Below are 12,922 nucleotides of genomic sequence, written 5' to 3' on the forward strand. Positions count from 1 at the left end.
TGTGACGACAGTGTTCGCGGACCTATCATCAGGTACGGGCGGCATTGCAGTATGCGATGCTAGTCTGCTTATCGAGCAGGTTCAAGAATGGATAGAAGGCAAAAATTGGGCGGACAACACCGCTCCTGGGCAACTGGATATTGGTTGCCGGAGGCGTTATGTGGAGACTTGGCAACGGCAGAAACCCTATATGACAAGACTGGCATCAATGATAAATTAAAAAAACTACTTGTTCCCTATCCAGCTTCGCTCTCGAAATTTATCAGTGAGCTATGCATAGACGAGATCAGGCAAAAACAATCGACATTCAAAATGCTGCACGAAAATGCAACAATCGAACGTCAGCTATGCCTCTCGGATATCTCGGCTTCGTTGGTGAGACTTGCATTCGCTCGCAGCCACCAATACCTTCGCGGATTCCGCTCACTTGAGAAACAAGCGAAACTGCTTGAGTTTTCAGATCTGCCTATTTATGGGCTTGCCTTGGAGATTTCAAAGGGCACAAGAGTAAAATCGATGATGAAAAGAATTGAGGAACTACTCTAATTATAGAGGTATACGAAAGTGTGCCTCTTTTTTTATTCAACAAGGGTCTTTTTCCATTTTCAATAAAAATAGCCTGCGAGTTATTTATTCTCTCAACACAGACCTTGTATTTTTCTTCAAAAGCTTTTGCTTGTTCCTCAATATCTGAAGAATAGTGCGGTAATACGATAAGGTTTGTGATCCCAAGCCCTGTATAATCTTCGAGACCAACCTCGTTTTTATCTGCAGAAACTTCTCCGGCAATTTCGATTGATGGACCAACAATAATACTTCCTGCGCTGACGCCTATATATATCCCATTTCGATCTAGCAGGCTTTCGATTGATGTCTTAAAGTTTGATTTTCGAGCAAATTTAAGAAGTTTGAAAGTATTACCCCGCAAACATAGATAATAGCGTATTGAGTAAAATCCCTATCGGGTTCGGTTTCAAGGTCTATAAAATCAATATGCGAGAACCCCATCTCCACAAATTGTTCCTTGGCGAGTTGAGCGTATTTATTATTTTCTTTTTCTTCTGCAGCTGTCGTGACTATAGCAACGGAATAATTAATATAATTTAAAAATGAGCCCTTAAACCTTTTGATAACCGGCTCGGAAGAAAATCCAGTTGATGTTAGAAATATAAAACCTTTAACCATGGCTTCATTTTACATGATTTTTGTAATTTTTAAAAAAAGACCTGCCTCGTGGTTTACACAAAGCAGGTCTGGGTATTTTATCACTTCTTAGGTCGGCGTGATACGTTCCGATGATCCTCGATAAGTTTAAGAAACTCCACCTTCGGAAAAGTTATGTCATGACGCTCACAAAATTCTTCCAGGAGGTCCTCGGGAATACCTATACCGGTTTTTAACGTGAATGCTTGATGTGCATCCAATTCTTTCGCCGCGACGATTTTGTCGAGATACTTTCCACTGCGATTCATCAACTTTTCAAAACTGACCCGTTCTTCGCTGATCCAATGTGCGATAACAGATTTGTGACGAAAAGTTAAATCCTTGTTATCAATCACTTGGCTAAGAGAATCCACCCACTCTTGGAGAATAGTCAGATCAATTCCTCGTAGAAAGATGCCTATCATCGCTCGCCGTAACGCGCGACGGAGAAGGTATCCCTCCCCAGTATTGCTCGGAATGATACCCTCGCGAATCATCAAAATCGAAGTTTTGACATGGTCAAGGATAATCCTCGTCCATGGCATGTCGCCAATTCGCTGGTTAATAAGAAGGTAAGACGATTCATATTGGTCGATCTCATGAATCGAAGCGCGGTCTTGCAGGATCATGGCAAAACGCTCAAGACCTGCACCTGTGTCTACACACTTCATCGGGAGCTGGGAGAAATTCTGTTGTTCATCCTTGAAGTATTGCATGAACACCCCGGCATTCCAGATTTCGATGTGTCGCCCAGGCACCAACATATCATCCGTCTCCTCCTCAGCAAATTCCTCGCCACGATCAAAGAAGACTTCCGTGCAAGGACCGCATGGGCCGCTGGTTCCCGCCGGACCCCAAAAATTATCTACTGGTGGCCTACCAATGATTCGATCCCGCGGCAGGAATTTCTCCCAGATTCGAGCAGATTCTTCGTCGTCCGGAATACCTGGGAGACTGTCGTCAGCAACGAATACTGTGGCATAGAGACGGCCAGCTGGAATACCAAACCCTTCGGTAATGAGCTCAAAAGCAAATTCGATGGCTCGCTCTTTGAAGTAGTCCCCGAAAGACCAAGAACCCATCATACGGAAGCTAGTCCCGTGATAGGAATCACCAATGCTTTCGACATCGACAAATCGGATGCAATCCTGCACATTGGTCAGACGTGGATAGGGCGGTTTAACTTGGCCAGTAAAATAAGGCTTAAGCGGGGCCATACCAGAGTTAATAAACATAAGGGTCGGGTCATTCTCGGGGATGATACCCGATTGCTTGATAAGCCGGTGATCACGCTTGAGAAAATAGTCCAGAAAAGTCTGGCGCACCTCCTCAGTGGTCTTAGATGGCAATTTCATAATTCTTCTCCTTTAAGGTGCCAATATTTCGTGTGATTTGCTCCTCTGTTGTCATACCAATAACGACAGATGATCCAAGTGCTAACGCATTTTGTATAATCATTTCAGCGGAGCGTGTACTAGTGAGCAATTTTCCTTGTTTGAACAAACTTCTCAGTAGAACCTCCTTCTTAGAATCCAGTAGATATGGAAGCTGTTGAAGGACCCAAGTCTGCTCAATATTAAAGGGAGCTTCCACTATGTCGATGTACGGCAAAACCGTTTCAGAGACAGGGTATAAAAAATTGTCAGGTAAAGAGATTCCTACACGCTTAACAACACCTTCATTCTTGAGTCCATTCAGGCATTCTAGGATTGCTTCCTGCTTTCTGATGACCATGTCGGCAACCAGTTATGCAAAAGCACTGCATCAATAGAAGATCGACGCAACCTTTCCAAGGATCCGTACAAACTTCGATGTATATTGCCTTGTGAGTAAAATCTTTCAATCGGTTCAGGTCTTCTAGATTCGGTTTGATTGCTGCGGGAATTTTAGTCACAATGGTCACATCTTCGGGCAGACATGCGCCGAGCATTGCTTCGACTTTGCCTCCCCCATAGACGGCCGCCGTGTCAAAACGGCGAATGCCAGACCTAACAGCGAAAAGCAAAAGCGATTCGATGTACTCAGTAGACAAATTTTTGAATTGCCCACCAAGTTGCCACGTACCGAAGTAGAAGCCGATTAGACCAATCCATAAATTACCTCCTTTTTGGTTGTAAATATGCAATTTTAAGAAATCCTGATGGATTTCTTATCCTATACTTTACCACAATACTGAGCCTCGTGCAAGCCCGCCCACCCTCATCGCAATAATTTAAGGGCTGCCCTGTTTTGGGGCAGCCCGTGTTTGTTTTTGTATATTAGTTAGCGAATGCTAAGCCTTGCGAGAAATTCCGTCTTCGACATGGTCCAGCACTTTTCGCGCATGGTCCTTGCCCCCGAGGCCAAACGCCAAACCGCCGGCAATTGCAATCATGGCGATTACAGCACGGAACAGGTCGAGCAAGAAAGCTTTGGCAATTTGCAATTCGGACAGCGCAGCTATTAAAGCAAAAATGATAACTGCCCAGCGAGTGATAGAACCAAGCATATGGCCAGATTCAAAACCGCCTGCTTTAACGGTGCCTTTTACAACATCGCCTAAGAAGTTAGCGGCAATAATACCGAGCAACATAATTGCCATAGCAATCACTACATGGCCGGCATAGCCCAAAACGTCTGCATAGAAGAAGTTGGTAATATCGGAGAGTCCCAAAATATCTGCAGCTGCGATGATGCTAGCCAAGATGAAGAACCACTTAATTACAAACTGAACGATGCTAGAAATTTTGATAGTGCGGCCGCTGCGTTCGGATAAACGCTTTAAGCCGAGCTGATCCCCGAGCCCGTCGATACCGACAGACACCAATGCTCTGCGAAGAACATTGCCTAAGAAGATACCAATAATCCAACCGAGCAACAAAACAATTGCAGCAGCTAAGATGTTTGGCAAAAACTGAATTACCCGATCGTACAGGTTATATACAGAATCCTGAACTACGGTTGGATAATCGTTATAATAATTCATTGATTGTTCCTTTCTTGCATTATGCAGCCGTACGAACTGCGCAATGCGATTTTTTAGCCTCCGGTAATCGACCTATGCCGGAAAATTAAACATAAAAAAACAACAGGAAAATACCTATTGTTCGCCGTAAATAAGAATAGAAAAATCTCGATTGCGACCCCCATCGCATTCCACAAAGAAAATGCTCTGCTTAGCGCCTAAAGCCAATTCGCCATTTAAGATCGGCACAGTCTCGGACGTACCCAGCAAAAACGACTTCACATGAGCATGGCCATTAGAGCGTTCGTTTACGTCTACTTCGCTGCGCATCTCGAACACGTCGTGGCCGTAGTTGTCTTCTATCGGCACCAAACGATACAACATCTTCATGATGTCCTGCTGCAACATAGCTTCGTTGTGAGTTAAGCGAATGCTAGCCGTGGTGTGAGGATTATAAACCAGCGCCATCCCGCTTTTTACGCCGCTATCAACAACGGCCGCTTTAGCGTGGCTGGTTATGTCTATAAGCTCAAATTGTTTTTTTGACATCACTTCAACGGTTTTGTGAAAGATGGCCATAGAGATTTTTACAGCAAGGCTTTATGCCTGCCTGTATATATTATACCACGGACAAGCCTTATTTTTGGGCTTCGACCGGCGGTGCAGGGGTTTCGACGGGTGCGGTGGCTGACTGAGGAGCCAATTCTTGAGCTAAATCGAGCGTAGAGGCCTTTAAATCGCTCTTAATTGGGAGGGAAAAGGCAAAGGTGGAACCCAAGCCTGGCCCGTCGCTTTCGGCCCAAATTTTGCCATTGTGCTGCTCGATGATAACTTTTGCCACATACATGCCCAAGCCCAGCCCGGTAGCATGGGTGGCCGAGTCTTTCCCGCGGGAATATTTGTTAAAGACGTTTTCGAGCTCGCTCTTTTCGATGCCTTTGCCGGTATCCTTAACGCGTACGGTAATATTTTTGTCATCGGCTTCGATACCGATTTGAATATCCCCTACTTTGGAATATTTAATGGCGTTGTCTATCATGTTATTCACAACCTGCCGAACTTTTTCGTGATCCACGATTATATCGGGAATAGGCATCTTTGGCGGAGTGTAAACCAAGTGCTGCTTCTTCATTTGAGCAAGCGGTTCGAGCTGCTCTACCAACACCTTCACCATCGGCTCCAGATTGAAGTTCTCAAAGAAGAATTCTAACTTGCCGCGCTCGATGCGAGAAGCATTAAGAAGATCGTCGATGGTAGAGATCTGTGCTTCGTTGGTAACGTTGGTACGGCTAAGGGCGGCTTTAAGTTCTTCGCTGAGCGGGCCGAAATCGCCATTAAGTACCGCTCCTAAATACCACTTAATGGTTGCAGGAGGCGTGCGCAACTGATGACTAGCGATGGAGATGAACTCTGCACGAGCTTTGTCCAGCGCTTTGAGCTGTTCATTAGCGGCAGCGAGCTCTTTAGATAATACTTCTAACTCTTCGCGCTGTTTGACTTCGCGGATGACGGAACGGACCAGGAGGATGCCAACACTAAGCACCAATAAAAAGATGCTCGAACGAACAATGATCGCTAAAATATCATCGGAAACAATTACTTCGAACAGAGTTGCAATAGCTAGTACGAATACCAATACTTCTGTAGATACAACTTTTACATTTAGCAAATGATGTTTGAATATCGCATAAGCGGCTGCAAACGCGAAGGGAAAAACAAAGACCGCGCTTAACGGAATGAAAGATGTATTGTTAAGCACGGTAGGAAAAATAAAATTGAGCACGATAATACAGGCGAACATTACGATAATGCCGCCCATGAGATTCCATAACGGTTTTCTTTCTACTGATGTCGCTCTATTTATTTTCTTTGCCAGGCTAACAATTCCGCCGATCACCATAGCCACAGCAAAAGCGCCAAAGAACATTATTCCAGGCTCTACCACTGGCTGAGCAACACTTCCAGGAGTAAAAATAATGGAAGAAAATACAAAGGGTGTTAACGTAAACATCGCCACCACAAATGCGACGATTAAAAGAATATAGTACCTCTTAGGGCTTATTTGTAATTTTTCACTCGGAAAATTGTATAGCAGCAACAAAAGTGTTAGAGATTGAAACACAGCAAAAAACAAAACCAGCCTAATAATCCATAGGGCCAATACTGGATTACTGACTTGATAATTTAAGTAATTAACGATACTCCAAGCGCTGCTGGTAAGACTAAAAAGCAAAAAGAAAATATTGGTAGCGCTCCTTGTGTTTTGGAAAAAGACAATAAATCCCAAAATGGTCACTGCTGCAACAGAAACGCCAACGGATATTAAATCTGCGTTTAAAAAAATATTCATACCCTAACTATAACCTTATCCAAATCTATTCTAGGACTAAAATGAGGCATATCTGGACCATAACCGATTCTAAAAAACATTTGAGGTCTCGTACTGATGCCTAAAGCTTGTTTAACCAATTTATAATTATCTCCTATTTCGATAGGTGCGCCCATTATTCCAATTCTTAAACCTAAACCCTCCGCTTTTAAAGCTATTTTCTCGAAAGACATACCTGCCTTAACCCAAGCGCTTTCGTTATCTTCTACAGTACTGATAACACCATACACTGGTGCATTCTTAAGCCACTCTTCGTGCATCTTGGCTTGAAAGTTTTGCAAGTTAAAATTTCTAATTGCAAATGGTAATAGGTAAGAAATTAATTTTGGCACGCCGATCGTGTAGCCAGGCATACCGTCCCGATACTTAACAGAACTTGGCTTTACCCAAGCTGATAATTCGGTAGTAAACTTCTTATCTGCAAAAGCTTCTTTAACCGATTTAGAAACAATATCTCTAATGGACTGTTTCTGATTTTCTTGGCTCACAAAAGTTGAAACTATTCCCTCTAAGCACTCAGCAGCCATTTCATCCAATATGGATTGGTCTATTCGTCTGTCTTCAAGAGGCAGTCGGTTAGTTTTACGGTTTACCAGATTATCAAAAGCTTTCTGATCGATTGAAGATGATGCTAGAGATTGATAATAAATTGTAAAAATAGTGTTCTTATCAAAATCGAAATTATACTCTGCATCATACTTCAAGCCTAAAGAATCTGATCCGTGCAGTAAATTCTGGATCGCTGCGCCGATGCTCAGAAAAAGCTGGCGGTTATTTTCGTCGGAATAAGGTAATTTTCGATCGAAGTTTGCTTTGACAGTTATTGTTTTATCTCGAATCTCAAAAAGCCATGGTTGAGTATTATGGCTCGAGGGTGCTAAAGATGCTAATAGAACCAAAAAATCCAATCTTGCAGAATCTGTTTGTAATTGGTCGTATTTTTCTATTTTTATTTCTGTACGAGGATTGTACATTTAATTTATTATACCACAAAATTGGAAAAACCGGCCGGGCCGGTTTTGTTTAATTCTGAATTAAATCCTTTTTTAGTTTTTCAATCTCTTTGTATATCAAAGCGTCGTCAGCATAGAAAGGAACCTTTGATCTCACATATTCATAAGTTTCAGCATTGCCTTTACCAGCCTTTAATGGACTTCGCAATTCAACAGCCTGGGCAGCTGCCGCTAACTCGACTACCAAAATTTCAAATGCCATGTTTATAATGTCTCTGCATTTTCGAGCAGCGGTCGTCGCGAAGCTTACGTAGTCTTCCTGGTTAGCAGAAGTAGGGATAGAAACTATTCAAGATCATCCAATTCTTCTAATAAATTTTCTAATTCACACCTAAATTTTTCTTGGCCTTTTAATATTCTCCCATCCTTCAAATACTCAAAAAATGTAGAATATCCTTCTGGACTCAAGAAATGAAAAATGTATTTTTGTTTAATTTTATTTTCCTCTAATTTATTGTTCAACCTCTCAAAATGTTCTTTCGCATATTTGTATTTTGCCTTGTTTTCATCGCTGTCGTCTTTGTCCGCTTTTATCTCAACAACAACAAAATAATCTACATTATCTTTTGTGATCTTGATAAAGAAGTCAGGATTAAACATCCCAATCTTTTGGTGATTTGATGGTCTCCATGAATACTCAATGCCATAAAATCCACGATCCCGAGATTTTAACCACGCATCAATTTTCTCCGCAATATCCTTTTTGCAAAGGTTCTCGATGAATCTTCGTTCTGGTTCTGCGTTAGAAAAAACAACATTGACGGGGGTCTTAAACAAAAACTCATTTTGTTCCTTGTCGGCACTCTTGGGGAAACTCTCATCTTCTTTGAGCTTCTGCATTATGTTTCGTTGTTCATCGTCAAAGATCTCATTCTCCCAGTTGTTTGTGTAGAATAATGAATATCCACGCCTAAAATTACCAACACCAGAACTTTCGCGGATGATATTTTTTGTAGAAATAACAACGGGTTCATTTACTTTTAATTGTGGCACAACTGTCTTGCTCTTTTTTCGCAGAAGTGTAGCAAAGGTATTGAGAATCTTATTGACATTTTTTTCGATGATTTGATCACCCTTAATACCAACGTTTTTCATGGATTTGAGAATGATCTCTCGGATTTTTTCTTTCGGTGGGAGGTTATTTTGTGTGTACTGCTCTTCCCCGAGTTTCAATATTCTTCCTTCCCAATCTCTAATCTCAAATTCCTCATAGATTCTGTCCACCACTTCTTGAACAGTCCAAGTTCCGTATTCAATAACATAATTCTTCTCCCGAATATCTTTCGCAGTTATTGATTCATAAGAGGTGCCTTTTTCTGTTTGTATCACTTGAGAATCCAATTTGATACCTTCTTTTTCAATACGAGAATAATTAACAACTGGATTGGGTTTGTGTTCTACTTCCACTTCTTCTTTGGTGTAATCAAGATTGTAAACATCAAAATGATATTTTGATCGGTCATCATTCTTAACAATCTCACTGATTATTCGAGTTTCGATTTCCAACACTTCATCAACAAGAGCTTTTATACCTCTGCTCCATGCGTCATGGTTAAAAACAATGATTTTTGGTTGAGGAGTTGTATATGCCTCTGGTAAACGCAAACCGCGCCCCAATACTTGTGCGATAAGAAGTTTAGAATTAAACGCCTTATCTTCCCATGGAACGATTTGAAAAACGTTTTTAACATCCCAACCTTCTGTAAGCATCGAGACAGAAACAATCCATTCAGTCGGATTTTCTCTATGATCAACTGTTTTCAATTTTGATAAATTGCCTTTATGATCCTTATGAGAAGTAACAATCAAAACTTTTTCTTCAATACTTTCACGAGGTCGCCCCTCTCTCTTTTCAAGGAAATCAAGCAAATCTTCCATTAAACTTTTTGCCTTGGAAATATCTTTAGTGATCAAAATTGAAAGAGGTTTGATTTTTGGGTACTTATCAATATTCTCCTTGTGGTTTTGATATATTTTTTGGAACTTTTCATCAGTCCCCGAACTGTCATCTTTTTGTACATATTCAATATTCTTTACTATTCTATCTTCAATGGCTTCGCGCAAAGAATAGCGATAAATAACATCGTTAAAGTACTCGTTGTCATGATACGCTGTACCAGTAAAACCAAGAATGTAACGAAAGTTGAAATCTAGATTTAATAAAAACTCCTTCCACCGCTTCAAACCTTGCGCTTCTGTTGTATTGCCAGATATTTTATTAAAAATATGGTGAGATTCATCATTAAGCACTAAAACGCGCTCGCCTTGTCTTTGGAAACTATCCTTAATCGATGACCCAGTTGTTTCATAAACTGCATGGATATTTTCAACACAAATACTTCCGTTTTTGACAGTGATATTTGCATCAACAATGCTTGGGTTTTTATAAAGAGCATTCGCTGGTATCGATTTTTTGATTCGTGCATTCCCACTCAAATCCTCAAACTTCTCCAACAGTCCGTCTTCAATCGTCAAAGATGGGCAGAGTACCAAAACTTTATCTACCAAGCCTAACCCAAGCATGATTTGTGCCACACCATAAATTACATACGATTTTCCTGTACCAGTCGCTAAATCAATGTTTGCAAAAAGTTTATTAGGTAGCTGTAAATGGTGATGGTAATCGCTAAGGGTCGGATACTTTTCTTGCAGTTCGGGATTTTTATTGTAATTCTCATGTACTAAATCCTCAGTAGTAACATAACGCCCAGATGCAAGAAAGATAACCGCGTGTTTTATTGCTTCCTTTTGGTATTCTCTGTCTACACACAAGGTATCCAAAAAAGAATCCCATGCGCCCAAATCTAACTTTGTCGGATCATAGTTTTGATTCACTTTTAGAACCAAGTCTTTTTGTTTGTAAGTTTTAATATCCTGCATAGTCATATTTTATACGGTGAAAATTTCAGCAAAGTCATTACCGTAAACATCAGTATAAATCACCATTATTTGCTTTCCCAATTCAGATTTTTTGAACGAAATTTCTAAACCCTTCTTCTCTATTTTCTTAAGTTCTGATTTTATATCCTCGTCATCGTCTTCTTTTTTATTTGCTTTCTTTGGCAAAAGTTCATCAGCAAAAAAAGCGTCATCCATTTCGAATGCTTTTCCATTGTAGCTTTTATCAACAAAGACAGCAGATAGGGTTTCGAAATTTTTCATCCCTTTCTCGTCTTGTGATTTGTCGGATTCAAGTTCTTGGCTAGTAAAACTCTTAATTAAGATTTTTACTCTATCCTTGTCTTTCTTTATTTCCGACTTTACTTCGGGATGTCGAATAAAGTGGAAACCAATCGCTTCTTCCAAATCGTTCACATTCTTTTTACTTTGCGGTTGTCGCAATTTTAGGAATGGTGTTTTGTGGAGCTCTTTAATTACATGATATGGAATCTTGAGGAAGTAGTATTTTACCCCGTCAATTTCATGGTAGTTAGAGAGAAAATCAACAAAGTTTGCTGGGGCAATAATATACACGCGACCACTTGCTTTCTTTCCGACAACTGCATGTACATCTTTCAGATATTTTTCGTTAATTGTAGAGTTTTTGAAAGTTTGATAATCAAAAATCTTTACTGGGAAATCGCCTTTCATACCCTCAAATTCAAACCCCGCAATTTTGTTTTTCTTGATTTCCACTTCAAAAAGCCCAGAGACAAACTCTTGATATTTTTGCCATTCCAAATCAAGTGCTCTTTTTAGATCATAGATACCGAGTTGAGCAGTAACAAAACTTTTTGATTTCTTCCCGTACTTTTTATTTTGATCTTCTAAATCCTTTGAATTTTCAATTTGCAAAATGCGCTTTTGCATTGTGAAATAGGAAAGCTTACCTAGGTCACATGTAATCCATTTTCGTCCTAACTTTTCGGCTATATAAGCGGTTGCGCCAGAACCACCAAAAAAATCCATCACAATATCGCCTTCAACTGAAGCCGCTTTGATTATTCTCTCGATAAACTTATTTGGCTTCTCTGTCGGGTATCCAGTTCTTTCAACACCGTCTACTCTCAAACGAGCGGCGACTGAAAACTCCCACCAATCTTCTGGAACTTTTCCCTTTTTTCTTAATTCCTCCAAATCTTCCTCATCCCATCCTTCACCATCATCAAAAGCAGTACGAAATGATTGATTAGGGTCTTTGTAAGGAACCCTGATCTGATCTTTGTTAAAAGTCCATTTATCCGATTTTGAGTACCAAAAAATCGTATCGTGTTTCCTATTAAATTGCTTCATTTTAGGCGATCCTGGGCCTGTATATACCCAAATAATTTCATTCACAAGATGAAGTTCGCCGAATATCTCATCCAGTGCCAATTTTATGTAATGAGATTTTTTGTAATCGAGGTGGACAAATATACTTCCATCATCTGCCAATATTTCTTGTGCTAAAATAAGTCTACGTCGCAAAAACTCAACAAATTCTGCACCTTTCTTTTTGTCATTGTAAGCTTTTGCTCCTTCTTTGTTTAAGAAATCATCGGTAGTCGCAAAAGGTGGATCTATATAAATAAGCTTTACTTTTCCTTTCACCTTATCTTTTATCAGAGGGTCCTTATTTTCGTAAATGGTTTTAAGGAATTGCAGATTATCACCGAACACGATCATATTTTTCCATCCATCCTTAAACGATTCGTATTCATTGCCATTGAAAACTTTTTCAGTTTGAAGAGGGACAGGGAAAACACCATCCTCATTTGCAAGCAAATCTTCTTTTCGCATCTTCCCAGCATATACCAACTCATACTCTTTTTGAGTTGTTGGGAAAAGCAAGTATTTAAAATCGAATGGAATTTCTCTCCCGTCTTGTAGTGTTTTAACTAAAAATTCTGTATCAAATTTAGTGAGTTTTTTCATATAAATTCTATTTGAGTCCCAAAAAAGTTAATCGAGATAAGTGAAACCATTTTACCATAAATCACACCTTAAATAAAGGGTTTTAGAGTGACCAAACCATCATTCGGCGTCATTAATCCGTTGCTCGCAAATGCAGAACATACTAAACTGACACCTGACGAGTTTAAAACAACTAAGAAAGTGAGATGCTGTTCTCTGCTCCCCCTAAATCGACAGAACAAGATGAACCGGAAGCTTTTTCTATCTATTCCGAAATAAGGGAAATGATGAATATGACATATAGGAAAAGCCTACATACCGAGAGATTGTAGAGAATTCATTCAGCAAAGAACTCCCGTGCCATTGAATATTATCTGTTTCGCAGGAAGAAGCCCCAAAAACAGCTCGGCAACCTTGGGATTACTTTAGCTTCCACACACCGAATCCTTCTTTTAATTTATGATAATAGCACGTATATTAATACAGTGAAATTTGGCTCTCACGAGGAATAGCTTGTACAAACCATTTTTAATATAATTT

13 protein-coding genes are annotated in these 12,922 nt (G+C 40.1%); 1 reads left to right on the top strand and 12 read right to left on the bottom strand.

Annotated elements, in window-relative coordinates:
• Positions 1-87 precede the first annotated feature (87 nt).
• The gene (locus IPM19_02875) at positions 88-546 is read left to right on the top strand and encodes a hypothetical protein (GenBank protein ID QQS22552.1); all 459 of its coding nucleotides are present in this window, start codon (positions 88-90) and stop codon (positions 544-546) included.
• Here IPM19_02875 and IPM19_02880 read toward each other — a convergent pair.
• From IPM19_02880 to IPM19_02935, 12 genes are all read right to left on the bottom strand, one after another.
• The gene (locus tag IPM19_02880) at positions 467-928 is read right to left on the bottom strand and encodes a Type 1 glutamine amidotransferase-like domain-containing protein (GenBank protein QQS22553.1); all 462 of its coding nucleotides are present in this window, start codon (positions 926-928) and stop codon (positions 467-469) included. The genes IPM19_02875 and IPM19_02880 overlap by 80 nt on opposite strands.
• Positions 853-1,185 (bottom strand): hypothetical protein, encoded by a 333-nt coding sequence (locus IPM19_02885; GenBank protein QQS22554.1) that lies wholly within the window; start codon positions 1,183-1,185, stop codon positions 853-855. Before IPM19_02885 ends, IPM19_02880 begins: the two co-directional genes overlap by 76 nt.
• Positions 1,186-1,265: 80 nt before the next feature.
• The gene (locus IPM19_02890) at positions 1,266-2,558 is read right to left on the bottom strand and encodes a hypothetical protein (protein ID QQS22555.1); all 1,293 of its coding nucleotides are present in this window, start codon (positions 2,556-2,558) and stop codon (positions 1,266-1,268) included.
• Positions 2,542-2,706, bottom strand: coding sequence for a hypothetical protein (locus tag IPM19_02895; GenBank protein QQS22556.1), 165 nt, complete (start codon positions 2,704-2,706; stop codon positions 2,542-2,544). Before IPM19_02895 ends, IPM19_02890 begins: the two co-directional genes overlap by 17 nt.
• 175 nt (positions 2,707-2,881) lie before the next feature.
• Complete coding sequence (locus IPM19_02900) at positions 2,882-3,328, bottom strand: aldo/keto reductase (GenBank protein ID QQS22557.1); 447 nt, start codon at positions 3,326-3,328, stop codon at positions 2,882-2,884.
• A 147-nt stretch (positions 3,329-3,475) separates the two neighbouring features.
• On the bottom strand, positions 3,476-4,168 hold the full coding sequence (locus IPM19_02905) for a hypothetical protein (protein QQS22558.1): 693 nt from the start codon (positions 4,166-4,168) through the stop codon (positions 3,476-3,478).
• Between the two features lie 114 nt (positions 4,169-4,282).
• Positions 4,283-4,696, bottom strand: coding sequence for a YjbQ family protein (locus tag IPM19_02910; GenBank protein ID QQS22559.1), 414 nt, complete (start codon positions 4,694-4,696; stop codon positions 4,283-4,285).
• A gap of 88 nt (positions 4,697-4,784) precedes the next feature.
• Positions 4,785-6,497, bottom strand: a complete 1,713-nt coding sequence (locus tag IPM19_02915; GenBank protein QQS22560.1) for a hypothetical protein — start codon at positions 6,495-6,497, stop codon at positions 4,785-4,787.
• Positions 6,494-7,510: a nitroreductase family protein gene (locus IPM19_02920; protein QQS22561.1), complete on the bottom strand. Its 1,017-nt coding sequence runs from the start codon at positions 7,508-7,510 to the stop codon at positions 6,494-6,496. Before IPM19_02920 ends, IPM19_02915 begins: the two co-directional genes overlap by 4 nt.
• A 49-nt stretch (positions 7,511-7,559) precedes the next feature.
• A complete protein-coding gene (locus IPM19_02925) occupies positions 7,560-7,838 on the bottom strand; it encodes an aromatic amino acid lyase (GenBank protein QQS23417.1) in 279 nt (92 codons plus the stop codon).
• The gene (locus IPM19_02930) at positions 7,835-10,429 is read right to left on the bottom strand and encodes a DEAD/DEAH box helicase family protein (protein ID QQS22562.1); all 2,595 of its coding nucleotides are present in this window, start codon (positions 10,427-10,429) and stop codon (positions 7,835-7,837) included. The genes IPM19_02925 and IPM19_02930 overlap by 4 nt, the downstream gene beginning before the upstream one ends.
• Before the next feature lie 9 nt (positions 10,430-10,438).
• A complete protein-coding gene (locus IPM19_02935) occupies positions 10,439-12,403 on the bottom strand; it encodes a site-specific DNA-methyltransferase (GenBank protein QQS22563.1) in 1,965 nt (654 codons plus the stop codon).
• Positions 12,404-12,922 lie beyond the last annotated feature (519 nt).

Source organism: bacterium (assembly GCA_016699995.1).
Lineage (GTDB): Bacteria > Patescibacteriota > Doudnabacteria > UBA920 > UBA920 > UBA920.